The organism is Glaciimonas sp. CA11.2 (assembly GCF_034314045.1).
Lineage (GTDB): Bacteria > Pseudomonadota > Gammaproteobacteria > Burkholderiales > Burkholderiaceae_D > Glaciimonas.
This window is the reverse complement of sequence record NZ_JAVIWL010000001.1, coordinates 1,730,184-1,755,995: the sequence shown is the minus strand read 5'-3', so window position 1 is coordinate 1,755,995 and position 25,812 is coordinate 1,730,184. Positions and strand designations below refer to the sequence as shown.

General features: G+C 48.6%; 28 protein-coding genes. 4 read left to right on the top strand and 24 right to left on the bottom strand.

All coding sequences use genetic code 11. The annotated features are described in order from the left end of the window. Positions 1 to 21 precede the first annotated feature (21 nt). Complete coding sequence (locus RGU75_RS07530) at positions 22 to 828, bottom strand: PPK2 family polyphosphate kinase (protein WP_322234548.1); 807 nt, start codon at positions 826 to 828, stop codon at positions 22 to 24. Positions 829 to 1,009: 181 nt separating this feature from the next. Continuing rightward, positions 1,010 to 1,390, bottom strand: a complete 381-nt coding sequence (locus RGU75_RS07525; RefSeq protein ID WP_322234546.1) for a CoA-binding protein — start codon at positions 1,388 to 1,390, stop codon at positions 1,010 to 1,012. On the opposite strand from RGU75_RS07525, the gene RGU75_RS07520 reads away from it, so the two are divergent. Next, entirely contained in the window at positions 1,389 to 1,520 is a 132-nt protein-coding gene (locus RGU75_RS07520) for a hypothetical protein (RefSeq protein ID WP_322234544.1), read from the top strand. The two genes, RGU75_RS07525 and RGU75_RS07520, sit on opposite strands and share 2 nt — an antisense overlap. Positions 1,521 to 1,791: 271 nt before the next feature. On the opposite strand, the gene RGU75_RS07515 is transcribed toward RGU75_RS07520, so the two are convergent. The 17 genes from RGU75_RS07515 to RGU75_RS07435 form a co-directional block, all read right to left on the bottom strand. Then, complete coding sequence (locus tag RGU75_RS07515; protein WP_205322637.1) at positions 1,792 to 2,217, bottom strand: F0F1 ATP synthase subunit epsilon; 426 nt, start codon at positions 2,215 to 2,217, stop codon at positions 1,792 to 1,794. Between the two features lie 250 nt (positions 2,218 to 2,467). Continuing rightward, positions 2,468 to 3,868 (bottom strand): F0F1 ATP synthase subunit beta, encoded by a 1,401-nt coding sequence (gene atpD / locus RGU75_RS07510; protein WP_205322638.1) that lies wholly within the window; start codon positions 3,866 to 3,868, stop codon positions 2,468 to 2,470. Positions 3,869 to 4,086: 218 nt separating this feature from the next. Beyond that, complete coding sequence (gene atpG, locus RGU75_RS07505; RefSeq protein ID WP_322234541.1) at positions 4,087 to 4,959, bottom strand: F0F1 ATP synthase subunit gamma; 873 nt, start codon at positions 4,957 to 4,959, stop codon at positions 4,087 to 4,089. A 29-nt stretch (positions 4,960 to 4,988) separates the two neighbouring features. Beyond that, positions 4,989 to 6,530: a F0F1 ATP synthase subunit alpha gene (gene atpA / locus RGU75_RS07500; protein WP_322234539.1), complete on the bottom strand. Its 1,542-nt coding sequence runs from the start codon at positions 6,528 to 6,530 to the stop codon at positions 4,989 to 4,991. A gap of 254 nt (positions 6,531 to 6,784) precedes the next feature. Beyond that, positions 6,785 to 7,318: a F0F1 ATP synthase subunit delta gene (locus RGU75_RS07495; RefSeq protein ID WP_322234537.1), complete on the bottom strand. Its 534-nt coding sequence runs from the start codon at positions 7,316 to 7,318 to the stop codon at positions 6,785 to 6,787. Positions 7,319 to 7,320: 2 nt separating this feature from the next. After that, on the bottom strand, positions 7,321 to 7,791 hold the full coding sequence (locus tag RGU75_RS07490) for a F0F1 ATP synthase subunit B (protein ID WP_322234536.1): 471 nt from the start codon (positions 7,789 to 7,791) through the stop codon (positions 7,321 to 7,323). A gap of 72 nt (positions 7,792 to 7,863) precedes the next feature. After that, the gene (atpE, locus tag RGU75_RS07485) at positions 7,864 to 8,109 is read right to left on the bottom strand and encodes a F0F1 ATP synthase subunit C (protein ID WP_038494309.1); all 246 of its coding nucleotides are present in this window, start codon (positions 8,107 to 8,109) and stop codon (positions 7,864 to 7,866) included. A 141-nt stretch (positions 8,110 to 8,250) separates the two neighbouring features. Next, positions 8,251 to 9,078 (bottom strand): F0F1 ATP synthase subunit A, encoded by an 828-nt coding sequence (atpB, locus tag RGU75_RS07480; RefSeq protein ID WP_322234532.1) that lies wholly within the window; start codon positions 9,076 to 9,078, stop codon positions 8,251 to 8,253. Beyond that, a complete protein-coding gene (locus RGU75_RS07475; RefSeq protein WP_322234530.1) occupies positions 9,075 to 9,419 on the bottom strand; it encodes an ATP synthase subunit I in 345 nt (114 codons plus the stop codon). The genes atpB and RGU75_RS07475 overlap by 4 nt, the downstream gene beginning before the upstream one ends. 131 nt (positions 9,420 to 9,550) lie before the next feature. After that, positions 9,551 to 10,144: an alpha/beta hydrolase gene (locus tag RGU75_RS07470; RefSeq protein ID WP_322234528.1), complete on the bottom strand. Its 594-nt coding sequence runs from the start codon at positions 10,142 to 10,144 to the stop codon at positions 9,551 to 9,553. A 115-nt stretch (positions 10,145 to 10,259) separates the two neighbouring features. Next, positions 10,260 to 11,159: a ParB/RepB/Spo0J family partition protein gene (locus RGU75_RS07465; RefSeq protein ID WP_322234526.1), complete on the bottom strand. Its 900-nt coding sequence runs from the start codon at positions 11,157 to 11,159 to the stop codon at positions 10,260 to 10,262. Positions 11,160 to 11,177: 18 nt separating this feature from the next. Next, positions 11,178 to 11,948 (bottom strand): ParA family protein, encoded by a 771-nt coding sequence (locus RGU75_RS07460; protein ID WP_322234524.1) that lies wholly within the window; start codon positions 11,946 to 11,948, stop codon positions 11,178 to 11,180. Between the two features lie 173 nt (positions 11,949 to 12,121). Further along, positions 12,122 to 12,778 carry a leucine efflux protein LeuE gene (leuE, locus tag RGU75_RS07455; RefSeq protein WP_322234522.1) on the bottom strand — a complete coding sequence of 219 codons (657 nt, stop codon included), beginning with the start codon at positions 12,776 to 12,778 and terminating at the stop codon, positions 12,122 to 12,124. 7 nt (positions 12,779 to 12,785) lie between these two features. Beyond that, complete coding sequence (locus tag RGU75_RS07450; protein ID WP_322234520.1) at positions 12,786 to 13,340, bottom strand: lipocalin family protein; 555 nt, start codon at positions 13,338 to 13,340, stop codon at positions 12,786 to 12,788. After that, the gene (rsmG, locus tag RGU75_RS07445; protein ID WP_322234518.1) at positions 13,337 to 14,008 is read right to left on the bottom strand and encodes a 16S rRNA (guanine(527)-N(7))-methyltransferase RsmG; all 672 of its coding nucleotides are present in this window, start codon (positions 14,006 to 14,008) and stop codon (positions 13,337 to 13,339) included. Before rsmG ends, RGU75_RS07450 begins: the two co-directional genes overlap by 4 nt. A gap of 98 nt (positions 14,009 to 14,106) precedes the next feature. Further along, a complete protein-coding gene (gene mnmG, locus RGU75_RS07440) occupies positions 14,107 to 16,044 on the bottom strand; it encodes a tRNA uridine-5-carboxymethylaminomethyl(34) synthesis enzyme MnmG (RefSeq protein WP_322234516.1) in 1,938 nt (645 codons plus the stop codon). Positions 16,045 to 16,352: 308 nt separating this feature from the next. Continuing rightward, positions 16,353 to 17,126, bottom strand: a complete 774-nt coding sequence (locus RGU75_RS07435) for a sulfite exporter TauE/SafE family protein (RefSeq protein ID WP_322234514.1) — start codon at positions 17,124 to 17,126, stop codon at positions 16,353 to 16,355. Between the two features lie 391 nt (positions 17,127 to 17,517). Between RGU75_RS07435 and RGU75_RS07430 the strand changes: the two genes are divergently transcribed. The 3 genes from RGU75_RS07430 to RGU75_RS07420 all read left to right on the top strand — a co-directional run bounded on the left by RGU75_RS07430 (position 17,518) and on the right by RGU75_RS07420 (position 20,296). After that, entirely contained in the window at positions 17,518 to 18,771 is a 1,254-nt protein-coding gene (locus RGU75_RS07430) for a TonB-dependent receptor plug domain-containing protein (protein WP_322234512.1), read from the top strand. Positions 18,772 to 18,893: 122 nt separating this feature from the next. Beyond that, the gene (locus RGU75_RS07425; RefSeq protein ID WP_322234510.1) at positions 18,894 to 19,832 is read left to right on the top strand and encodes a TonB-dependent receptor; all 939 of its coding nucleotides are present in this window, start codon (positions 18,894 to 18,896) and stop codon (positions 19,830 to 19,832) included. 185 nt (positions 19,833 to 20,017) lie between these two features. Continuing rightward, positions 20,018 to 20,296, top strand: a complete 279-nt coding sequence (locus RGU75_RS07420; RefSeq protein ID WP_322234508.1) for a ChuX/HutX family heme-like substrate-binding protein — start codon at positions 20,018 to 20,020, stop codon at positions 20,294 to 20,296. 262 nt (positions 20,297 to 20,558) lie between these two features. Here RGU75_RS07420 and RGU75_RS07415 read toward each other — a convergent pair whose 3' ends face one another. The 5 genes from RGU75_RS07415 to RGU75_RS07395 all read right to left on the bottom strand — a co-directional run bounded on the left by RGU75_RS07415 (position 20,559) and on the right by RGU75_RS07395 (position 25,740). Further along, a complete protein-coding gene (locus tag RGU75_RS07415) occupies positions 20,559 to 21,533 on the bottom strand; it encodes a branched-chain amino acid ABC transporter permease (RefSeq protein ID WP_322234505.1) in 975 nt (324 codons plus the stop codon). A 95-nt stretch (positions 21,534 to 21,628) separates the two neighbouring features. Beyond that, positions 21,629 to 22,513 carry a branched-chain amino acid ABC transporter permease gene (locus RGU75_RS07410; protein WP_322234502.1) on the bottom strand — a complete coding sequence of 295 codons (885 nt, stop codon included), beginning with the start codon at positions 22,511 to 22,513 and terminating at the stop codon, positions 21,629 to 21,631. A gap of 350 nt (positions 22,514 to 22,863) precedes the next feature. Further along, positions 22,864 to 24,072 carry an ABC transporter substrate-binding protein gene (locus RGU75_RS07405; RefSeq protein WP_322240320.1) on the bottom strand — a complete coding sequence of 403 codons (1,209 nt, stop codon included), beginning with the start codon at positions 24,070 to 24,072 and terminating at the stop codon, positions 22,864 to 22,866. Positions 24,073 to 24,199: 127 nt separating this feature from the next. Continuing rightward, positions 24,200 to 24,958 (bottom strand): ABC transporter ATP-binding protein, encoded by a 759-nt coding sequence (locus RGU75_RS07400; RefSeq protein ID WP_322240318.1) that lies wholly within the window; start codon positions 24,956 to 24,958, stop codon positions 24,200 to 24,202. 11 nt (positions 24,959 to 24,969) lie between these two features. Then, positions 24,970 to 25,740 (bottom strand): ABC transporter ATP-binding protein, encoded by a 771-nt coding sequence (locus tag RGU75_RS07395; RefSeq protein WP_322234499.1) that lies wholly within the window; start codon positions 25,738 to 25,740, stop codon positions 24,970 to 24,972. Between the last annotated feature and the right edge of the window lie 72 nt (positions 25,741 to 25,812).

The window sequence follows — 25,812 nt, the reverse complement described above, 5'->3', positions numbered from 1 at the left end:
GATCCTCCTGAAAGCAACACCCTACACGATTTTGAGGCCGACCAACGCTGGATTGGCTGCGGGTGGTTTAAGTTTCAATGTTTGTAACGTCTCAAGCACGATACTCGCTATCGCCACATTACGGTGGGTCTTGGAGTTGGCTGGAATCACATACCACGGCGCGTGATCGGCATCAGTTGCCTGAATAGCGCGAGAAAATAAATCCTGATATGTATCCCAGCTTTTCCGCTCCTCCATATCTTGCAGATCAAATTTCCAGTTTTTTGCCGGATCATCAATACGCTCTTGCAATCTACTAGCCTGTTCGTCCTTCGAGATGTGCAACAAAAATTTAATAATGGTCGTGCCGGTCTCAGACAACATCCGTTCAAAATCGCGAATATGCGTATAACGCCGTTCGCATTCGGCATCATCAATCCAGTCGTGCACCCGCGTTATTAAAACATCCTCATAATGACTACGGTTAAACACCGCTATTTCGCCGGATGGCGGCACTTGCTGATGGACGCGCCATAGATAATCATGCGCTTTTTCAATCGGACTTGGTGCTTTAAAGCTAACAATATTTATGCCCTCAGGATTGACCTCGCTGAACACACCTTTAACCGTTCCATCTTTTCCGCTGGTATCAATTCCCTGCAAAACAACCAGCAATTTGTGATGTTGACCGGCATACAGCAAATCTTGTTGCAGGCCGATTTCAGTCGCCAACGACAGTATCTTCTGCTTGTCTTTATCCTTGTCACCGCTAGAAAGCGGCTTTTTGCTGGCATCCCCATCTTTAAGCTTAGTCTTTTTACCAGCGCGAAATTCACTCTGAGCGGACATCGAATACTCCTTTATTACGCCATATTCATTTTATATAAACGAGCAGCACACTTCAGACTGCCGCATTTCATTCCGAATCCGGCGGTCATCCAACCATAATCGTTGATTTAAGGAAAACATCCAGGTCTTTAATAAAGGCCCGATACCAACAGTAAATTAATTTTTTGATATTCTAAAAAAATTACAATACGCCGTGTAAATTACCCAAGGCATGCTCGATCTTAATACAACGATCCATCACAACGGTTAATCCAGCCTTGATGGCTTTGTCGGCGGCATCCTGATTAACGATGCCAAGTTGCATCCAGATGGTACTCGCCCCGATCATGATAGCTTCACCAACAACGGGGGGAATATCATTCGCTTTGCGAAAACAATCAACAATATCGATCTTTAAATTGTCCATGGTTAAAGCGCCCGCAGCAGCATAAAGATCTTTATAGCAAAGCTGTCCAAGGATGTGAGTACCTACATACATAGGATTGACCGGAATAATCCGATAACCATGCTCTTGCATATAGCGGGCTACACCATAACTCGGGCGATCAGGTCGATTGGACATGCCGACTATCGCAATGATGGGTTCGGAAGACAGGAATAACGATATGGGTGCTGCTGGCATGGAGGATTTTCCTCTTCAGGTTAGCGCGCTGATGGCATCGAATGCTGCTACTTTGGTGCAACAACTTTAATACGGCGTGAATCCAGCGTTAATCGGGATTTCTCGTTATATCTCGGCATATCTCGGTATATTTTAGACAAGACAGTGATGACCCTATCTTACTTGAGTCTGCTCTTATCTGTATCGGGATAGAAACACGAAGTCTATTTCGCGCCCGATGAATACTTACCGCTCATTAGCAACCACATTGCGTGCAAGGCACGGGCAACAAAAAAGCAGCCGAAGCTGCTTGTTTGCTACCATCGTCCAAATCGGAACAATCTCTTGTACCGATTGCTGAATTAACGGCCTTTTGAACGCAATCTATGGATCGCTGCCAACTGCGCAATTGCTGTCGTCAATTCTGACTGGGCTTTTGCATAATCGATCTTCGATTCCTGATTGGTTAATGCTTCTTCTGCCAAACGCTTGGCTTCTGTCGCTTTCGCCTCATCCAGATCGGCACCGCGAATCGCAGTATCGGCCAGAATGGTGACGGTATCAGGCTGCACTTCCAGCAGGCCACCAGCAACGAATACGAATTCGTCTTCCGCCTGACCTGGCACCTTGATGCGTACCGCACCCGGCTTGATACGCGTGATCAGCGGCGTATGACGAGGATAAATCCCCAACTCGCCTGACTCACCCGGCAACGCGACGAATTCAGCCTCGCCAGAAAAGATAAGCTCTTCCGCCGAAACCACGTCAACGTGAATAGTGTTTGCCATGTTAGACCCTTATGTATAGAAGTTGCACAAAATCAGCCCGGCGGCGTTGTGCTGTCCTCGCCGTACTAGCGTACTGTCTACGTCCGCGCGTCTTGCCGGGACAATTTTGCGTCAGTCCTCATTTACCCGTTCAATCAAACTGTCATAACAGATGCCAACTACGTTACTTACACGCTTACACTGCGCAGACATCGACCTTACGGTCAATCCCTGTGTTCGAGTAACGTCACGCAACCAACATCGCTATGCTTTAGTTGATTTTCTTGGCTTTTTCGATTGCTTCTTCAATTGTACCGACCATATAGAACGCTTGTTCCGGCAGGTGATCGAGTTCGCCGCTAGCGATCATTTTGAAGCCCTTGATCGTATCTTTTAGCGAAACGTATTTACCTGGTGCACCGGTAAATACTTCAGCAACGTGGAACGGCTGCGATAGGAAACGTTGCATTTTACGTGCACGTGCTACCAACAGTTTGTCTTCCGGTGCCAACTCATCCATACCTAGAATCGCAATAATGTCGCGCAATTCTTTGTAGCGTTGCAGAATACCTTGCACAGCACGTGCTGTGTCGTAGTGTTCCTGACCAACCACGAGTGGATCCAACTGACGCGAAGTAGAATCAAGCGGATCAACCGCTGGATAAATACCTAACGAAGCGATATCACGTGACAACACAACGGTGGAGTCCAAGTGAGCAAACGTCGTTGCTGGCGAAGGATCGGTCAAGTCATCGGCAGGAACATACACCGCTTGAATTGATGTGATCGAACCAGTTTTAGTCGACGTAATACGCTCTTGCAAACGGCCCATTTCTTCAGCCAGTGTCGGTTGATAACCCACAGCAGAAGGCATACGACCCAACAACGCAGATACTTCGGTACCAGCCAATGTGTAACGATAGATGTTATCGACGAAGAACAACACGTCTTTACCTTCGTCACGGAAGCCTTCGGCAATCGTCAGACCAGTCAACGCAACGCGCAGACGGTTACCCGGCGGCTCATTCATCTGACCGTAGACCATGGCAACCTTAGAGTTCTCTGGATTTTCCAGATCGACCACTTTTGCATCAGCCATTTCGTGATAAAAGTCGTTACCCTCACGAGTACGCTCACCAACACCGGCAAACACGGACAAACCACTGTGCGCTTTAGCGATGTTGTTAATCAATTCCATCATGTTGACGGTCTTACCAACACCAGCGCCACCGAACAAACCAACTTTACCACCCTTGGCAAACGGGCAAACCAAGTCAATAACCTTGATACCTGTTTCCAACAACTCTTGCGATGGCGACAAATCGTCATACGCAGGAGCTTTACGGTGAATAGAAGCTGTTGTCGCGTGACTTACCGGACCGCATTCATCAATAGGATTACCGAGTACGTCCATGATGCGACCAAGTGTTGCTTTACCGGTAGGAACCATAATTGGCTTACCAGTATTCTTGATCATCATGCCGCGGCGCAGACCATCAGAGGTGCCCAACGCAATAGTACGAACGATACCGTCGCCTAGTTGCTGTTGTACTTCCAGTGTCAGTTCCGAACCTTCCATCTTCAAGGCATCGTAAATCTTAGGCATCGCGTCACGTGGAAATTCAACGTCCACAACAGCGCCGATACACTGAACGATTTTGCCATCAGCCATTTTCGTTCCTTCAATATATAAAATTAAATTCAGTTGAACGCTTGCGCGTTATGGTCGTTGCGTGCGGCGACCTCTAAAAACCTGTTACACGAACCAATGTCGAACCTGCGATCCTCACCGTGCCCATTGCGGCTTCCGGATTTGTTGCATCGACGACCTGACTTTGATTCGTTCACTGCGGCTTTTTGAGGAGCCCTTAAAATCGTTGACTGTGTGACCTAAACTGCCGCCGCACCGGAAACGATTTCCGACAATTCCTTAGTAATCGCAGCCTGACGAGTCTTGTTGTAAATCAACTTCAACTCACCAATCACGTTACCGGCATTGTCGCTTGCCGACTTCATTGCGACCATCCGCGCTGATTGCTCAGACGCCATGTTCTCTGCAACCGCTTGATAAATCAGCGTTTCTACATAGCGCAATAACAAATCGTCAATAACACTTTGTACGTCCGGTTCATAGATGTAATCCCACGCGTGGGCACCATCATTGTCGGCCGCGAGACGTTCGTTTGACAGAGGCAGCAATTGCTCTAGTCGCGGTTCTTGTCTCATCGTGTTAATGAATTTGGTGTACACCAGGTACACCGCATCCAGACGACCTTCTTCGTATGCATCAAGCAATACCTTGACCGGGCCAATTAACTTGTCCAGATGCGGCGTATCACCGAGTTGCACCACGTGCGATATGACTTTTGCGCCAACCCGGTTCAGAAAACCCAGGCCTTTATTACCAATTGCGACTGCTTGAATCTGATTACCCGCTGCTTCCAGTTCACGCATTTTGGCAGTAACAAGACGCAAGGAGTTGGTATTCATACCGCCGCACAAACCTTTATCGGTTGTGACAACGATAAAACCAACCGTCTTGGCATTGTCCTGCTTAGTCATGAACGGATGCGTGTATTCCGGATTCGCTTGCGACAAGTTAGAAGCAATATGACGAATCTTCTCACTATAGGGACGAGCCGCCAGCATCCGTTCCTGCGCTTTACGCATTTTGGACGCCGCGACCATTTCCATCGCCTTCGTGATCTTTTTCGTATTTTCTACGCTTTTGATCTTGCCGCGTATCTCTTTGCCTGTAGCCATGAGTTATTACTCCTTATAGCCCCAGAGAATTAATACGCGTCGGATTTTTTGAAATCAGCAACTGCAGCAGACAACGCAGCTTCAGCATCTTTGTCGAGTTGCTTGGTTTCTTCGATCTTTTGCAACAATGGCGCGTGGCTAGTTTTCATGAAGTCATGCAAAGCTGCTTCGAATGCCAGCAATTTCTTCACTTCAACATCATCCAGAAAACCCTTGTTGACCGCGAACAACGTTACTGCCATTAACGAGATCGGCAATGGCGAGTATTGTGCTTGCTTCAACAGTTCAGTCACACGTGCGCCACGATCCAGCTGTTTGCGGGTTGCCGCATCCAGATCAGAAGCAAACTGCGCAAACGCAGCCAATTCACGATACTGTGCCAAGTCGGTACGAATACCACCGGACAGGTTCTTGATAACTTTAGTCTGAGCAGCACCACCAACGCGCGATACCGAAATACCAGCGTTAATCGCAGGACGGATACCAGCGTTGAACAACGACGTTTCCAGGAAAATCTGGCCGTCAGTGATCGAAATAACGTTGGTTGGAACGAAAGCAGAAACGTCGCCAGCTTGTGTTTCAATGATTGGCAAAGCAGTCAATGAACCAGTCTTGCCCTTGACTTCACCTTTGGTGAAAGCCTCGACATAAGCTGGATTCACGCGTGCTGCGCGCTCTAGCAAACGGCTGTGGAGATAGAACACATCGCCAGGATACGCTTCACGACCCGGTGGACGACGCAGCAACAACGATACCTGACGGTATGCAACAGCTTGCTTTGACAAATCATCATAGACGATCAGTGCATCTTCACCACGGTCACGGAAGTATTCACCCATGGCGCAGCCAGAGTAAGGCGAGACGAATTGCATCGCGGCCGACTCAGAAGCCGACGCTGCGACAACGATTGTGTATTCCATCGCGCCGTGTGCTTCCAGCGAGCGTACGATGTTTTTGATCGATGATGCTTTTTGACCAATCGCAACATAAATACATGTAACGTTTTGACCCTTTTGATTGATGATGGCATCAATCGCAACAGCAGTCTTACCAGTTTGACGGTCGCCAATGATCAGTTCACGTTGACCGCGACCAATCGGGACCATCGAGTCAATTGACTTGATACCGGTTTGCATCGGCTCAGAAACTGATTGACGGGCAATAACGCCTGGTGCAATCTTTTCGATTGGCGCTGTCAACTTAGCGTTGACCGGGCCTTTGCCGTCAATTGGCTGACCCAGCGCATTGACAACACGACCACGTAGTTCAGGACCGATCGGCACTTCCAGAATACGACCAGTACATTTGACTGTATCGCCTTCAGAAATGTGCTCGAAGTCGCCCAAAATAACGGCGCCGACAGAATCACGTTCCAGATTCAGTGCCAGACCAAATGTATTGCCTGGGAATTCCAGCATCTCGCCTTGCATCACGTCAGACAGACCATGGATACGGCAGATACCGTCGGACACGGAGATAACCGTGCCCTGATTTCGAATCTCAGCGGTATCGCCAAGGCCTTGAATCCGGCTCTTGATCAGTTCGCTGATTTCAGACGCGTTGAGTTGCATACTAACTCCTAAAATTTTTCTCTTTGGCTTACGCTAAGGACTCGGGCCACTCAGTTTGACGCAATTGATGCAGTTGCTATAGTTTAGCTACCGCGGCTGTTACCGCAATAGACTTTTTCGGAACCTGCTGCGCCTCGCGAATAATGCGTTGCGCGGTGCTCACAATCCTCATGGTCTAAGACCGTTCCGGTTGCTCCACTCCGTGCGCCCTATCTTCACCACGCTCGCTAAGGCTCAGTAAAAAGTCTGCTGTCTTATGCCGTTAACGCGACATTTAACTGTTGCAGCTTGGCGCGTACCGATGTGTCCAGCACTTCATCGCCAACCACCACGCGCACTCCACCAATTAACGTACTGTCAACCTTGACAGAAGGGTTGAGCTTGCGACCGAATTTCTTTTCCAACGTGACCAGCAGTTCTTGCACTTGTGCAGCAGACAGCTCAAAAGCACTGGCGATTTCAACATCGGCGGCACCTTCCTCGGCATTTTTCAGCACGTGGAATTGTTCAGCGATTTCTGGCAATGCTATCAAACGGCCATTGGCAACCAATGTGGTGACGAAGTTTTTGGCTTCGACAGACAATGGTGACGTCAATAACGAAAGAAAGATGTCAGTAACTTGCTGATGTGTCACCGCAGGATTACGCGCCAGGGTAAGCACATCAGGATGGGCGGCAACTTGCGCCATCTCAATAATCAAACCAGACCACGCAGCCAAATCTTGCGTTTTGGCTACACGGAACAGCGCATCTGCGTAAGGGCGGGCAATCGTTGCGATTTCAGCCATGATTACAGCTCTGTTTTCAGTTGATCCAACAAGTCGGCATGTGCCGCTGCATTGACTTCACGCTTCAAGATCTGTTCTGCACCTTTGACGGCCAGAGTAGCAACTTCGCCGCGCAAACCTTCACGCGCTTTGGTTACTTGCTGATCTGCATCGGCTTTGGCATTCGTGATAATACGCGCCGCTTCGTCTGAAGCCGTTTTTTTGGCTTCATCAATAATTAGCTGCGCACGCTTTTCGGCTTCGCCAATACGCTTCTGACCTTCGTCACGCGCTGTCGCCAGTTCTGCCTGTACCCGCTTTTCAGCGGCTGCCAGATCTGCCTTGCCGCGATCAGCGGCTGCTAGGCCGTCCGCAATCTTCTTGGTGCGCTCATCGAGCGCTTTCATCAACGGCGGCCACACGAATTTCATCGTGAAGCCGGCGAGGATAAAGAAGACCACGAACTGCGCAAACAATGTTGCATTTAAGTTCACGGTAATTTCCTTCTCAGAATAACGTGTGCTGAAATAATTTCAGCAAAATGAGAATCGGCTATGTTGCCCGAATTACTTAGGGACGAATGGATTTGCGAAAGCGAACAACATGGCGATACCAACACCGATCAGGAACGCAGCGTCGATCAAACCAGCTAGCAAGAACATTTTAGTTTGCAAAGTGTTCATCAGTTCTGGCTGGCGTGCGGATGCCTCAAGGTATTTACCGCCCATGATAGCGATACCGATACAAGCACCGATTGCGCCCAAACCAATAATCAAACCACAAGCCAAAGCAACAAAAGAGAGATCCGTCATGACAATTCCTTCAAAGTTAAAGTTAATACAAAAGGCAAATCAAAAAAATAAAAACTACAAAACCTACCAACCGATGTGGATCCCCGCTCGTGACGCTTGGCTAAATGCCTGCGCGCCTAGAGCGGATTTAACATCCAAAGCTTAATGTTTTTCGTGCGCCTGGCCGATGTAGACCAACGTCAGCATCATAAAAATAAATGCTTGTAGCAACACGATCAAGATATGGAAAATCGCCCAAATCGAACCGGCAATTACGTGTCCGACGAAACCAAAAGTGGTCGCCGCAGAACCCAGCAATGCAATCAACAGGAACAACAATTCGCCGGCATACATATTGCCGAACAGTCGCATCCCCAGAGATACGGTTTTTGCAGCGAATTCAATCAGGTTCAAAAGTAGGTTAAACGGGGCAAGCCAAATACCGAACGGTGCAGCCAGCAATTCGTGCACAAAGCCGCCAACGCCCTTGATCTTGACGCTGTAATACAACATCAGAACCAGAACGCCCAACGCGATACCCATTGTGCCGTTCAAATCGGCAGTTGGTACGGCGCGATGGTGGGAAATAATGCCATCCAGACCAACCAGTTTAAAGAAGCTCGAAAACATATCGACCGGCAAGAAGTCGAGCGAGTTCATCAAAGCAACCCAAACGAATACGGTCAATGCAAGTGGCGCGATAAAACTGCGATCACCGTGGACGATTTCTTTCGATTGGTTTTCTACCATCTCAACCATCATCTCGACGAAAGCCTGAAAACGTCCAGGTACACCGGCGGTCGCGTTACGCGCTGCCAGAAACATCAGCACGCAGCCAACGACACCCGCAAAAACGGACCAAAAAACGGTGTCGATATTAATGATTGAAAAGTCCACAATCTTGGATTGGTGACCGGTGGCAAGATGTCCGAGGTGATGGACAATATATTCGGAGGGGGTAAGTTGTGCGTCGAGTACAGCTGCAGTCATGATTGGCGTCTAAATAGTAAGATAAAGTAACTTTTCAGCACCACGATGAAGCTGACGACAAAAGCCAGCCAATTAACACCGTGGTACAACCATACAACTGCGCCCAAGAGCGCAACCGTCGTAGCAATTTTGATAAATTCACCGATAAAAAAGGATATCGGATCAGCGCCGCCAGGTTTCCGCGCGCTGAAAAAAAGTCGTAATGCAAATAGTCCGTTCGGTACCGCGCAACACAATCCACCGAGCAGTGCAGAAATAAATCCCGTCATACCGCCCAATAATCCTGCTACACCTGCCACAAACACAGTGACAATAAATTGCAAGAGCACAATACGCAACATATTGATCCCATGTTATTCAATGCCGTGCGTCAGAAAGGTGCGCTTACGGCAATTTTAGAAACCCGCGGATTATACGATCAGCGTGTTGTTTTCGTCAAACTTTTGCAAAAGAATCATGAGCTTATATGATTCTATACAACAGATTGCATGCGACCAACTTGCGCCAACCACGTCCGACCTTGTTGCCAATCACGCAACCCGCTCGCCGCGTTTAGGTGACCAAGTGCACCAATATTGTGAAACGTGGCCTTCCAGTCGACCGAAAAACTTTGTATTTTGGTTATTTCACACCAAGAATCGTTGTCCGATCCAACGACGATGGTATCAAACGGCAACGCCATCCTTGGCATCCGCCCGAAGTCACGTACCGAGGCTGGGAAGTCGGCGCGCTCCACGTCCGGCGGCGCGACCAGCAGCGCACCTTTGACCATTGCTGCACTCCCTTGGCAATTACCATGCTCCGCTACCCACCACGCCACCAGTGCACATCCCAGACTGTGTGCAGCTAAAACCACGGGACCGTTCGATGCCTGAATTGCTGCGTCCAGAGTATTAACCCAATCTTGACGGCATGGGGTGTCCCAATCTTGCTGCTGCACGCGTTGAGCAGTTGGCAACATCTGCTCCCAATATGTTTGCCAGTGACCATCGCCAGAATTATTAAGTCCCGGCAACAGAAGAATGGTTGGCGCTGCGGCAGCTGATACGGCGGATGGCACGGGCATAATAAAGCCACTTCTTTATCAAGACTAGAATGCAGGATATTAAATGGTAAACACGCAATACGACGATCACTATATCCAAGAGACACCGAAGATACCGAAGATACCGAAGATATTTTTATTCGGGGCCTCTCAACCGTGCAATTAATCCATCCAGCGTATCAAGATCGGAGAAATCGATAATCAATTGGCCACGATTCTTTGCACCGGTCTTGATTGCCACCGTCGTGGCAAGCATATCCGACAGTTCTTCTTCCAGCCGTGCGATATCGCGAGATTTTTCCTTGCCTTTGCCGACCGGTCGCGCAATAGCATTCTGTTCGGCTGTCGTGCGCGTAACCAGTTTTTCCGCGTCTCGCACCGACATCCGCTTGGCCACGACCTGATTCGCCAACGTAATCTGTGTAGCGGCGTCGACAGCCAGCAATGCACGCGCATGGCCCATGTCAATGTCGCCCGCCATCAGCATGGTTTGAACCGGCTTGGCGAGATTGAGCAAACGCAGCAGATTAGAGACCGCACTGCGTGATCGGCCTACCGACAGCGCCGCCTTTTCATGGGTGAAATCAAAATCGGTAATCAGACGATGGATACCTTGCGCCTCTTCTAGTGGATTCAAATCCTCTCGCTGGATGTTTTCGATCAACGCCATGGCTGCGGTGGTCTGATCGTCGACATCTTTGACCAATACCGGCACTTCGGTCAGACCAGCAATTTGCGCCGCACGAAAACGTCGTTCACCGGCAATAATCTCATAATGCTGCGCACCATTGCGCAAGGCAATTGGCCGCACCAAAATCGGCTGCAGCAAACCTTGTTCTTTTATCGATGCGGCCAGTTCGGTCAGTGCGCCTTCGTCCATGCGGGTACGCGGCTGATACTTACCGGCCTGCATCACCAGAACCGGCAGCACCGAGGGCGCGCCTGCGATGGTTGGCACCGCTTCGGTAATATCAGTGGAACCGCCTAGCAACGCATCCAGACCGCGCCCCAAACCTTTTGATTTTTTCGTAACCATATTAATTTACCTTGCCAATCACATTGTTTTGATGCGCTCGACCATCTCGGCACCAAACGCAATATAAGCTTGCGCACCTTTGGAGGCGGGATCAAAGCAAACACCGGGCATCCCATACGATGGCGCTTCGGCCAGACGCACATTGCGCGGAATTACCGTTTTAAAAACTTTATCGCCAAAGTGTTGCTCAAGCTCTGCCGACACCTGCTGCGACAACGTCATACGCGGATCAAACATCACGCGCAACAAACCGATTATTTTTAAATCGGTATTCAAATTGGCATGCACTTTTTTGATGGTATTCACCAAGTCCGACAGCCCTTCGAGGGCATAGTATTCGCACTGCATCGGGATAATTACACCGTTTGCTGCGCACAGTCCATTTAACGTCAACAACGATAGTGCCGGTGGACAATCAATCAGAATAAAATCATAGTCATCCGCAATGCTGGCAATCGCATCCTTGAGACGCTTTTCACGATTTTCCAGCTCAACCATTTCGACTTCGGCACCAGCTAACTCGCGATTGGCGGGCAGCACATCAAAATTGCCGGTTTCCGACACAACGCGAACACTTTTGATATCAGCCATCCCGAGTAATACCTCGTAGATCGATCCTTTTAGCGTGCCTTTGTTGATGCCAGCACCCATTGTTGCATTGCCTTGCGGATCGAGGTCAGCCAACAATACACGCTGATTTAGTTGCGCCAGGCCAGCGGCTAGGTTCACAGCAGTGGTGGTCTTGCCAACTCCGCCTTTTTGATTGGCGACGCAGAAAATTTTTGCCATAAGGTGATATTTTTTTAGTATGTAGTGCGTTAAGGCTTGCGCAAAATTGTTCCGACAACGCACTTGTAAAATTGCATTAACTTGGATCACCTATAAAAAACATCCAGGCCCGGTCAAGGTAACAATCCGACTATCGTTGCTGGAGCAATTTTGCGTACGTCCACAAAATGTATTTAATTCGTCGTGATTTTAATGCCAAAACCTATCAGAAAAATCCCTGCCGTTTTGGAAGCAAACGCAGCGAGAAGGCGGTGACGCGCCAAATGTTTAGCCGCTGCATTTCCGACTGCCACAAGTAGACTACCGTAAATCAAGCTGCAACTGGAAATGATTGCAGCCATCGTCAGAAAAGTAATGCTGCCACGTTGTGAGACCGGATCAATAAACAACGGAAAAAAAGCCATATAAAAAATGATCGCCTTTGGGTTGATCAAGGTCACGAAAAACCCGCGACGCCAATCCACGGTATGGGAAAAAGAAACACCGGCATCGACAGTCACTTTTCTACTTTCGGGCTCGCCCTTCCCTTTTGCGCGCAATAATTTAATGCCAAGATAGACAAGATAGATGGCCCCAATAGCTTGCACGCCTTTGAATAACAGCAGATTCGCGTGCAACAATGCCGCAACCCCGATCGCCGCCAAAAACATCAGTACCGCATCGCCCACCATCATCCCGATCAAGGCAGCAAATCCGCCACGCAAACCATTCTTGGCAGCGCTCGTCAGAATGCAAAACGTGCCTGGTCCCGGCAACATCAAAAACACCGCCATCGCAGCAATTAAATGCCACACTTCAGTGATACCAAGTAGGTGAAAATAAGCGTTCATAAAGAGCTCAGTCTTGCTTGGTTTTAACGAGTTGGCTCACGTCGAACCCTTGCCTCGCAACCTTCTGAATCGCGGCCTGATAACTGGATTCTGGCAAGCTGGGTGATCGCGAAAGTATCCATAAATAATTACGCCCGGGTTCACCCACTACCGCATAAGAATAATCGGGTGCCAAATCCAATACCCAATAATCACCCCAAACAAACGGCAACCATGACAACCACGCTGGCGCAAAGCGCACTTTTAATTTGGAATTGGTAGCGCTACCTGAACTATCTGCGAGACGAGCAACCCCAATGGCTTCATCCACCGAGCCATCATTTTTTTGACAGCGATTTATCACGTCAATACGCCCGTCCACGCGCGTGCGATATTCAGCGGTAACGTTACCGGCACAGGACTTTTGAAAGCGATTCGGAAAACGTGCAATCTCATACCACTTACCGGCGTACCGATTTAAATCGATGGACGGCACCGCCACCACATTTTGGGCGAGGGTTACTGAAGGTGTTAATATGGCAAAAAATGAAAAAGATATTGAAAATATAATATTTCTCATCATCCTATCGCTCGCTTAATGGTAATCAAATGACGTTCGGCGTCCAGCCCCGGCACTGCGATCCGACGTACCTCGACGACTTCCCATCCTGCTGGTAGCCGCTCAATCTCTGCGGCTGGTTGCAGACCTTTCAGGGCGATAAACTGACCACCGTCTGCCAATAAATGCGCCGACCAGTTGATAAAGTCTGAAAGCTCGGCAAAAGCACGCGAGGTAATGACATCAAACTTTTGTGGTACTTCAAGTTCTTCAACTCTGGCAGTGTGAACACGGACATTTTTTAGTCCCATTTCTGCCTTAACTTGCGTCAAAAATGCCGTTTTTTTATGTACCGTATCGATCATGGAAACGCGCATATCCGGCTGCGATGTCATCGCCCAAATCGCCAATATCATCCCAGGCAAGCCACCGCCGGCCCCAACATCCAGCACGTTTTGTGCACCAGAAAAGGCAGGAACCACCGCCAGTGAATCCAGCAAGTGATGCGTCATCATCTGATCCGGCTCGCGAATCGACGTCAGGTTATAGGTTTTATTCCACTTCGCCAGCATCGCCAGATAGGTCAACAATTGCGCTTGCTGAAGGCCATTGAGCGCTATGCCCAAAGTCTTCGCGCCATCCCGCAAAGTGGCGGCGAGCGCGCCGCCAGCACTGGTATCTACTTCACTCATCCTGACATTCCTTCAGTATCTCGACCATGTTGCGGCAATAATGCATAGCGATTAAGCGTGAATCAAGCATTAATTCGGCGTTAATTAAGCCATAAGTCCTACGCCGCCTGATCACTTTTATCAGCTAGCTTGTCCATTTTTTTCATCGTGCCTTTTTTTACGTGTACCAGCAACAAGGACAATGCGGCAGGCGTCACGCCTGCTATGCGAGAGGCCTGGCCGAAGGTTTCCGGACGATGCTGATGCAATTTTTGGCGCACTTCCATCGACAGCGACTGCACTTGCATGTAATCAAAGTCTGTTGGAAATTTAAGATTTTCACTATGCTCGTGGCGCTCTACTTCACGCGCCTGACGGTCAATATATCCAGCATATTTGAGTTGAATTTCGACCTGCTCTTTGACCGTACCATCCGCAACGCCGGGCCCACCCAAGTCCTGACCGTCAATGCCCGTTAGCGTCATTAATGCATCGTAAGAGACGTTGGGACGACGCAGCAAATCCGATAGCGCGTACTCGCGATGAATTGCCACTCCGACAACTCTCTCAGCTTCTGCATCGGATAAAATGCGTGGGTTCACCCACGTAGAACGCAGCCGCTCCATTTCAAGCGCGACGGCTTCGCGTTTTTTCTCGAATTGCTCCCATTGCGCATCACCAACACAACCCAACTGACGGCCAATCTCAGTCAAACGTAAATCGGCATTGTCCTCACGCAGACTTAAGCGATATTCGGCACGGCTGGTGAACATACGATACGGCTCAAGTACACCTTGCGTAATCAAATCGTCGACCAGCACGCCTAGATAAGCCTCATCCCGTCTTGGGGTCCAGGCATCACGCTCTTGCGTCTGCAAAGCCGCGTTTAAGCCCGCCAGCATGCCTTGGGCGGCCGCCTCTTCGTAGCCTGTTGTGCCATTGATCTGACCGGCAAAGTAGAGTCCGTTGATGAGTTTTGTTTCCAATGATGCTTTAAGGCCGCGTGGATCGAAATAGTCATATTCGATGGCGTAACCGGGACGCAAAATGTGGGCATTTTCCAGTCCCTTCATTGATCGGACCAATGCCAGCTGTACGTCAAACGGCAAACTTGTAGAAATCCCATTCGGATAATATTCATTGGTCGTCAAGCCTTCTGGCTCCAGAAAAATCTGGTGCGAGTCCTTGCCTGCAAAGCGATGAATTTTATCTTCGATCGATGGGCAATATCGCGGGCCGACACCCTCAATGACTCCGGTGTACATCGGGCTACGATCAAGGCCAGCACGAATAATGTCATGCGTCTGCAAATTGGTGTGCGTAATCCAGCAAGGCATCTGAGCTGGGTGCATTGCCGCGTTACCCATCACCGAAAACACCGGAACGGGATCCAGATCGCCTGGTTGCGGCTGCATGACCGAAAAATCGATTGTGCGGCCATCAATCCGTGGCGGCGTACCGGTTTTTAGCCGGCCTTGCGGCAGCTTCAATTCTTTCAAGCGAGCTGATAGTGAAATCGCAGGAGGATCACCCGCCCTGCCCGCCGCATAGTTATTTAAGCCAACGTGAATTTTTCCATCGAGAAACGTTCCGGTGGTCAGAACCACAGCACGACTAAGGAAGCGAATACCAACTTGCGTGACCGCACCTATCACACGATCGCCTTCAACGATCAGATCATCAACAGCCTGCTGGAATAGCCATAGATTCGGCTGATTCTCGAGCCGCGAACGTATCGCCTGTTTGTATAGTATGCGGTCTGCCTGAGCACGCGTGGCGCGCACTGCTGGGCCTTTGGATGAATTTAATATCCTGAACTGGATACCAGCCTCATCGGTCGCGATCGCCATCGCCCCACCCATTGCATCAACCTCTTTTACGAGGTGGCCTTTACCAATGCCACCAATGGAGGGATTGCATGACATCTGACCCAAAGTCTCGATATTATGGGTTAGCAGCAAGGTTTTTTGACCCATACGCGCAGAGGCCAAGGCAGCTTCGGTACCGGCATGACCGCCACCGACAACGATTACATCAAAATTTGTAGGAAAGAGCATAATGCGCCTCGATGAGAGGGTGAACAGAGGCGTGATTATAAATCCATTTCACGTTGACCGCCCACTTGTTGACTCGGTTGTGGTAAAGCAGCCGTGTTCCCACGACACTTGAGCTTTTACCACAATTCAAACATTAGTAAGTAACAAACTTATCCGAGAGATATGTTCAAACGATTCGCGAAAATATGTAAAGGCGGATTTACGGATGGTTCCACGTGAAACAATTGCGACTCGTTTTGACGTTCACTATCTTAAACCAAACAAATCTTTCGTTTTTGAAACCCCGTTGTTCCACGTGAAACCATTTATTATTTTAAAAACGCATCGTAAGCTGTTTTTAATATTAAGACCGATACCACCACCAAAAATAATTTACGAACAAATCCACTGCCGTGCTTTATGGCCAATCGCGTACCCACTAGCGAACCTGCGACATTACAGATCGCCATTAGCAACGCGAGTTGCCAAAGAATATGTCCGCTGTAGCCAAACCAAAGCAATGCCGCAAAATTGGTCGCGGCGTTCACAACCTTTGATACAGCAGAGGCAGCGAGGAAGTCAAATCCAAAAAACCGCACAAATAAGAAAATCAGGAAGCTACCTGTGCCAGGACCAAAAAGACCGTCATAAAATCCGATTCCACAACCAATCAGTATCGCAATGACCAATTCTTTAGATCCATTATGGCGGGGCGCATGAATACTGCCGAAATCCTTCTTGGCAAAGGTGTATGCCGCAACCGCTAGCAAAATAAATGGCAGACTTTTACGGATCGCATCCGTCGGTATATGAGTGACCGTATATGCACCCAGAAATGCAAATACAAAAGCGGCACCTGCTGCGGGCAACGCTGCCCGCCAGGCCAAACGAACTCTTCGCCCATAGTTGATGGCAGCAGCAGTCGTGCCAAAGATACCGGCCAACTTGTTGGTTCCAAGTACCGTCGCTGGCACGGTGTTAGGCAACATGGAAAATAAAGCCGGGATTTGGATCAATCCTCCTCCACCCACCACGGCGTCAATTAATCCAGCGAGAAATCCGGCTATGGCGAGAAGCCCAAAGTTAAATATTAAGTCAGGCATGTTCAATCCCTATTGTGGCCGCGATTTGTCGCATGATACCGATATAAGATGATCCAGTACACGGCACGTAAATGTAAATGTAAAAAATCTTTACCAGGTTACAGCCCACAATTTTACCTATACACAACAATAACCGCCCTTCTTTACTGCCCATTCATTCAAAGTTGATGCGGCAAGCAGACAATCACCTGCCCCAACCTGACCGACTTAACTTCAGGTCGCCACGGACAACGGAAACCTTGCAAATAGGAATTATTCTCATCTATAATGATTCTTCATTAGTCTTGTAGCGACTTCCTGCTCACGCAAGCTTCCATTCCCGCAACTTATCTAAGCCAGCCGCAACATACCGTCGCCAGCCAATAAGCTTTTTATTGACCTTGGAGTACGTATGTTTGCCTCTTCATCCCAGCTTCCTTTATCGAAGCCTACCGCCGCCATGCGCGCGGGCACAAGCCCTTCTACTCGCGCTGTTATTCGCTTTATCGCTTTCGTTGCCACTGTTTACTCGTTACCGAGCTCAGCGCAGTCGCTGCAAACAAGCCCCGCCACAACATCAACGCTAGCCGCCTATAACTCTCATCCCGATCTTGCTCTGGAAGAAATATCAGTAACAGCTTCACGATCCGAAAAGCCTTTATCCAGAACGCCGAGCAGTATTTCAGTCATAAATGCCGCCGCCATGGAAGAGCAGCAAGCCAAGGATATTAAGGATTTGCTACGATACGAACCCGGTGTTACGGTTCGACGCGGGCCCTACCGCCCCGCATCCGCAGCCACTGCTGGCGGTCGTGGCGGCAACGAAGGCATCAATATTCGCGGGCTAGAAGGCAATCGTATCTTGCTAATGGAAGATGGCATTCGTTTGCCGAGTGCATTTTCCTTCGGCCCTTTAGAGGCCGGGCGCGGCGACTATGGCGAGATGGATCTCTACAAACGGGTGGAAATATTGCGCGGACCCGCCTCGTCCATGTACGGTAGCGATGGCCTGACCGGTGCGGTCAACTTCATCACCGAAGACCCCGGCGACTTTCTTGATATCTTCAAAAAACCAACATATTTTTCTATCAAACCATCCTACAATTCCATTGATGGCAGTATCTCTACTACGGCGGTAGCGGCGTTCGACGGTGAACGCTTTGAAGCCATGTTAATCGCCAATAAAAGACAGGACCATGAAGTCACAAACCAGGGCCAACGTCATATCCTCGGGCCGAATCGTGATGCCGCAACTCCTCAAGACAGTGACAGCAATTCATTACTCGGCAAAGTGGTCTTCACAGCAAGTCCACGCGACAAATTGACCCTTACCCTTACCCATCAAGAAGGGAAGACTACTTCAGACGTCTTGTTAGCCATTACGCCGACCACTTTGGCCCTGCGCGCAAAAGACAGCGTCGAACGCAATCGTGTCAGCTTTGATTACGAATTCAGCGATAACAAAGAAAATGGCAGTTGGCTGCTCCAGAACGCCCACGTGAAATTCCATTATCAAGACGCCAACAATCATCAAACTTCGTATGAACAGCGCAGACCTACTGCTGATCGGACCCGCGACAATATCTATAAAGAGAACACAATCGGCGGTTCGGCCCAGGCAAAAAGTGGATTCAGCACGGGCAGCCTGCAGCATAACTTAATCTAGGGCGTCGACACCAGCATGGCCCGCATCAGCGGTGCGCGTAACGGTACCGTACCGGGCGTTGGAGAGGCTCCTTTTCCAAACAAAGCCTTCCCTGACACGGACTACGGATTGTTTGGCGTTTTTTGCAAGATGAGATTGCACTCACTCCATATGATGGTTTGACGCTGGTACCTGGATTGCGCTTTGATTCCTATCGGCTAACACCCAAAAGCAACGATCCGGCTTACACCGGTCACGCCACGCCCGCAAGCGGCAACACCATCTCGCCGAGACTGGCTTTGATGCTTGAAATTAATCCAGCACTCGTACCCTACATTCAGTACGCACGCGGCTTCCGCACTCCGACGCCAGATCAGGTCAACAATAGCTTCGGAAATCCGATGTTCGGTTATGCCACTGTCGGCAATCCTGATCTAAAACCTGAAACCAGCACTACGATAGAGATTGGGTTGCGCGGCAAAATCAATAGCGACTTAGGCAACGTGCTGCGTTACAGCACGGCCGCATTCACTGGCCGGTATCAAAACTTTATCTCACAGGAAATTGTCAGCGGCAGCGGTCGTCCCTACGTCGATCCTTACATTTTTCAATACATCAATCGCGGTGAGGCCCGAATTAGCGGATTGGAAGGAAGACTCGATTGGCAGTTTTCGAACGGCATCGGTATCAAAACCGGTATGGCTTACACCAAAGGTTCGACGCGGTCCAACGGCCAAAGCAATCCGCTCGACACCGTCAATCCCTTCATGGCGGTGCTCGGATTGCGCTACGAACCAAGCGAACGTTGGTTTGTGCAGGCAGACATCAACTATCAGTGCGGCAAGCGCCGTAAAGATATTTCTACGCCGACCTATTTCGCGCCACCCTCCTCTACTATCGCCGACCTGCGCGCCGGATTGAACTTCAGCAAATTTGCCACGCTGTACGCAGGAGTAAGCAATTTATTCGATAGCAAATATTGGAATTGGTCAGATGTACGCGGCTTAGCAGAAAGTTCCAATGTGAAAGACGCCTATACCGCACCCGGTCGCAGTTTCACTGTCGGACTTAAATTGCAATAATAAAAAGAAAAATAATCATGCGCGACTCCATTCAATCCAAGCAGACTACGACAGCGTTTTTAAACTCCGACACATCTCAGGCAGAAGTGATTTCCAATCATCTGCAATAACTGCAATAAAAATTACGTCATCGCGAAGCGGCAGCGGCCATCGGTGTTGCCAGGTTCCAGGCGGCATCGAACGGTATGACTGACAAGCATCAATTTTTCAGCATACTGCGTGATGTTGGTCTGAGCCGCACGCAAGCATACCGTCTGGCAGCGCGGCAAACTGCACGTCAGGTCGACAATGGCGCATTAAAAGTAATCTTAACCGCCGCCGCTGTCAGCGCGTTACCGATTATGATTTTCGTCGGTAATAACGGGATGATTCAAATCCATTCTGTCCCTATTTCAAAGGTCAAAATAATGGGAACCTGGACGATGGAACGATACTGGTACAGGATGCGCCCACCATTACCATGACCTCGGAGACGGTCGAGACTTGTCTCGGAATCCAGGTTGAAGTCATAAAGCAAACGGGCAAACCGCCTTTTGCGATACCCATCAAATACCGATAAAAAAATCATCGACACAAGCTGGTAGCAGCAAACTGACGACCGCACATATCGTAACAATATATCGTGACAATAACAGAGCAAACAGAAACTAAAAAAGCCCGCGCAACTACTCTGCGCGGGCTTTAAACGGTGCAACAGTTTTGTCACCAAAGCTGTTCTGAAACTGTTTAATTATCAGCCACCCGGCGCTTAAACAACGCTCCGATTTCACCGACAATCCCGCGCCGGAACACCAGCACGCAGACAATAAATATAAAGCCAGTCACAATCGTCACCGATTCACCTAAACCATTAAACCAGTCGACATGCGTCACTACGGCCAACCAACTGCCGATATCACCCAGCTTATTTTCAAGCACAATGATAATCACAGCGCCGACAATAGGCCCCGTCAGCGTACCAAGGCCACCAACCAACGTCATCAATATCACAAGGCCAGACATGGTCCAGTGCACGTCTGTAAGCGTCTCAAAGCCCAACACAAGCGTTTTGGTTGCACCCGCCAGCCCAGTAAGTCCCGCCGATAAAACAAACGCCAGTAATTTGTACCTGTTCACATCGTAACCAAGTGAAATCGCACGCGGTTCGTTTTCCTTGATGGCTTTCAGCACCTGACCAAAAGGTGAATTAATCGTCCGTACTATCAATGCGAATCCAAGCACCGCAATCGCCAGCACAACGTAATATAAAGTTAAGTCACTATCAAGACTGATCAGGCCTAACAACTTGCCGCGTGGTACGCCTTGCAGACCATCTTCACCGCCAGTAAACGGCGCTTGCAGGCAAACGAAATAAGCCATCTGTGCCAGCGCCAGGGTAATCATCGTGAAATAAATACCTTGTCGCCGAATCGCCAGACTACCCATGACCAAGCCAATCAATGCGCCCGTCAAGGTGCCGAGTATCAGCCCTACTTCTGTTGGCAAGCCCAATTTCGTCAACGTATAACCAGCAACATAACCGGCACCGCCGAAAAACGCAGCATGACCGAACGACAGCAAACCAGTAAAACCAATCAGCAAATTGAAAGCACATGCAAACAATGCAAAGCACAATACTTTCATCAAAAATACGGGATAGATACCAAACGGCGCTGCCAGCGCGGCGATCAATATCACACCATAGAAAACTTTTTTATTCATGCTGACCATCCTTGCATACGATTAGCGTCGTTGATAACTTGTTTGTTATAGCGTTTTTTTACCGAGAGGTAATAGCGCACGGAATAGCTCATTTTCTATTTTTCCTTGCCGAACAAACCAGCAGGACGAATCATCAAAACGATTGCCATGACAATAAAGACCACGGTAGCCGATGCTTCGGGATAAAAAACACGCGTCAGACCTTCAATGACACCCAACGCTAATCCAGTAATGATAGAGCCCATGATTGAACCCATGCCGCCAATCACTACCACCGCGAAAACAACGATAATAAGATTGGAACCCATCAACGGAGAGACTTGAATGACCGGCGCCGCCAGCACGCCGGCAAAGGCAGCCAACGCACCACCGAAACCGTAGGTGAGTGTCACCATCAATGGCACGTTGATACCAAAAGCCTCAACCAGTTTTGGGTTCTCCGTACCAGCACGCAAATAGGCGCCAAGCTTAGTTTTTTCGATGACAAACCAGGTCGCAAAACAAACGACTAGCGACGCAAATACGACCCACGCACGGTAGTTTGGCAATATCATAAATCCGATATCAGTCGCACCGCTCAGCAAGTCAGGGACCGAATACGGTTGACCGGAAACCCCGTAAAACGAGCGAAAAATACCTTCTACCATCAACGTAATACCGAAGGTCAGCAACAGACCATAAAGATGGTCAAGTTTGTACAGCCAGCGCAACATGGTTTTTTCGATGATGATGCCGAAAACACCAACGATCAACGGTGCCAGACCGAGCATGACCCAATAGTTCAGATTAAAATAAGACAATCCGATCCAGGCCAAAAATGCGCCCATCATGTACAACGCACCGTGCGCAAAATTAATTACATTAAGTAAGCCAAAGATTACCGCCAGGCCGAGCGATAACATGGCGTAAAAAGAACCATTGACCAAGCCCAGCAGTAGCTGACTCATCAAGGCTTGCAGAGGGATGCCGAACAATTCCATGGCAATGTCATCATAAAATCACACTCAATTCGGTCCTGAATTTTCGTCAAATTAATCGAGAATATACCTGACAACAGGTTACTTACCGATTACTTCAGCTAACAGTATCCTTGCTGACGCCTAAGCTCACTTTAAGCATGACGGCAGAAGAATTTTGGACAGAACTGGAATAGTGATGAATCATAAAAAAATACTCAGGCATATGTTTCACGACGCATATTGCGTCAGGCAAACGACATGCCGTGAGTGACGGACTTAGTTGTAATTCAGTTGCAGCTTATTCAGCGACAAAGAGCATCGTATTAACAAATATCAAAAATCCTGCTACCTGCTAATATCAACTACATCAATTATTTCCAAGTCGCGCATTTAGAATCTGCTTTAGACATAAATGCTTTTTCCGCAGGGATTGTTTGAATTTTATTGAGATAATCCCATGGATACTTTGACTCTGCCGGTGCCTTAACCTGATACAAGGTCATGTCATGCACCACGCGTCCGTCAGGGCGCAAGTAGGCGCCTTTGGTGTACATGTCGTTAAATTTTGTCTTGCGCAACTGTGCCATCACTTTTTCACCATCATCGGTACCGATGGCTTTCACTGCATTCAGATATTGCGTGGCCGCAGAATAGTCGGCTGCTTGCAAGCTCGATGGCTCTTTTTTCATTTTTGAAAAATATCGCTTGGCCCAGGCACGTGATTCATCGTTTTGATCCCAATACCAACTATCGGTCAAATACATTCCCTGGGTCTGCTTCAATGTCAGCGAATGAATATCATTGATAAAGACCAGTAAACCTGCCAGTTTGGCAGTCTTGGTAATACCAAATTCGTTTGCTGCTTTGACCGCATTAATGGTGTCGCCACCGGCGTTTGCCAATCCAATAATTTGCGCTTTGGATGCTTGTGCCTGCAACAGGAATGAAGAAAAATCAGATGCATTTAACGGATGCTTGACTGCACCTAAAACAGTTCCGCCTGATGCCTTCACCACGGCTGTTGTATCTTTTTCCAGCGAGTTTCCAAACGCATAATCAGCGGTCAGAAAATACCAGCTTTTACCGCCTTGCTTGACGACTGCAGAACCTGTTCCATTAGCCAATGCATAGGTGTCATACGCGTAATGCACCGTGTAAGGCGTGCACTCTTCGTTAGTCAAACGTGTGCTACCCGCGCCGATTTCAAAAAATGGCTTCTTCTTTTCAGCAGCAATTTTTGCCATCGCCAGCGCAGTGCCGGAATTGGTCCCACCGATCAACATATCCAGGCCTTGCTGATCAAACCATTCGCGCGCTTTGCTTGATGCAATGTCCGCTTTATTTTGATGGTCGGCCACGATTAATTCGATTTTTTTGCCGTTAATGCTTCCACCCATATCAGCGATAGCCATTCTGATTGCTTCTGCACCGCCAGGGCCATCAATATCCGAATACACACTCGACATATCGGTAATAAAGCCAATCTTGATTGTATCGCCAGATATCTGTGCCGTGGCAGATCCAGCGACGCCAAACGCCAGTGTGGAAAATACTGCGAGTGATACTGCTTTCAATTTAATCTTCAATTTGCTCTCCATTTTTACCTGACAATCACGCATTTAGTGTGATCAGCTTATGTATTAGTATTATTTTTACTTTATTGTTTTTGCTTTATTATTTTTGTTTTTTTGTATTGACTACTATTTTTTAAACACCCAGTAACGTATTCAATACGGGCATTTTTTCTTGTAATTGTGAGGCACCAAATGTTTCCACTATCTGTCCATGTTCCATCACATAAAAGCGATCAGCTAACGGCGCTGCGAATCGAAAGTTCTGTTCCACCATAACGATGGTGTAACCCTTCTCTTTCAACAATAAAATCATACGCGCTAGAGTTTGAACAATCACCGGTGCAAGGCCCTCAGAAATTTCATCAAGCAACAGCAGCCGCGCGCCCGTACGCAAAATACGCGCCACCGCTAACATCTGCTGTTCACCACCAGACAACCGGGTTCCCTGACTATTTTTACGCTCCTCCAAATTAGGAAACATGTCGTAAATTTCTGCTATTGACATACCTTTGTCAGTTTTCGAAACAGACGGCGGCAAGAGCAAGTTTTCTTCGGTAGAAAGCGAAGAAAATATACCGCGTTCCTCAGGACAATAACCCAGACCAAGATGCGCAATTTTATGCGTTGGTAAGGAGATAGTTTCAACACCACCGACCTTTATAGACCCTTTACGCGTACCTGTTAATCCCATGATCGCGCGCATCGTAGTCGTCCGCCCAGCACCGTTACGGCCCAGTAAAGTCACTACTTCGCCGGCATTTACCGTCAAATTCACGCTGTGTAAAATATGTGATTCGCCGTACCAAGCTTGCAGATCGGTAATGCAAAGCGCAGGTGGTTTAACCGAATTACTGGATTTTTCCACTGTATTTTCAGAACCTTGCTGAGACATAACAGACGGCATTAATGCGCTCCTTCGAGTGTGCTTGCTTCAGTACCCATATACGCTTCCATTACAAGTGGGTTAGTTGACACGGTTTTGTAGTCGCCTTCTGCCAAAATCGCGCCGCGCTGCAAGACGCTGATTTTGTCGCAAATACCGGCAACTACGCTCATATTGTGCTCAACCATCAGGATGGTTCTACCTGCCGAAACTTTCTTAATCAACGCTGTAACCCGATCCACGTCTTCATGTCCCATTCCCTGCGTCGGCTCATCAAGCAACATTAGTTCCGGATTCATACTTAGTGTTGTCGCAATTTCCAATGCCCGCTTACGACCATAAGGAAGATCAACGGTTAAGGTATCAGCGAATTCCGTCAAATCAACTTCTGCCAGCAGCTCCATTGCACGATCCCGTAACTGGGAAAGACTTTTGCTACTTTTCCAAAAGTGGAAAGAGGTGCCTAAATTGCGTTGCAAACCGATGCGAACATTTTCCATCACCGACAAATGCGGAAACACGGCTGAAATCTGAAAAGAACGAATAATCCCTTGTCGCGCAATTTGTGCAGGCGCAGAAAGGGTGATATCACGATTATTGAACAAAATTTGTCCGGTCGTCGGAATCAAAAATTTAGTTAGCAGATTAAAACAGGTCGTTTTGCCAGCACCATTAGGACCGATCAAAGCATGAATATGGCCGCGCTCAACTTGTAAATTGACATCACTTACCGCCGTAAAGCCTTTAAATTCTTTAGTCAGGCTTTTCGTTTCTAAGATGAAATCGCTCATCCTGTCTCCTTAGGGTTTTTCTTTGCGCCGTGACAAGCCATCGGTACAAATTTTTTATTAGGTTGATAGCAA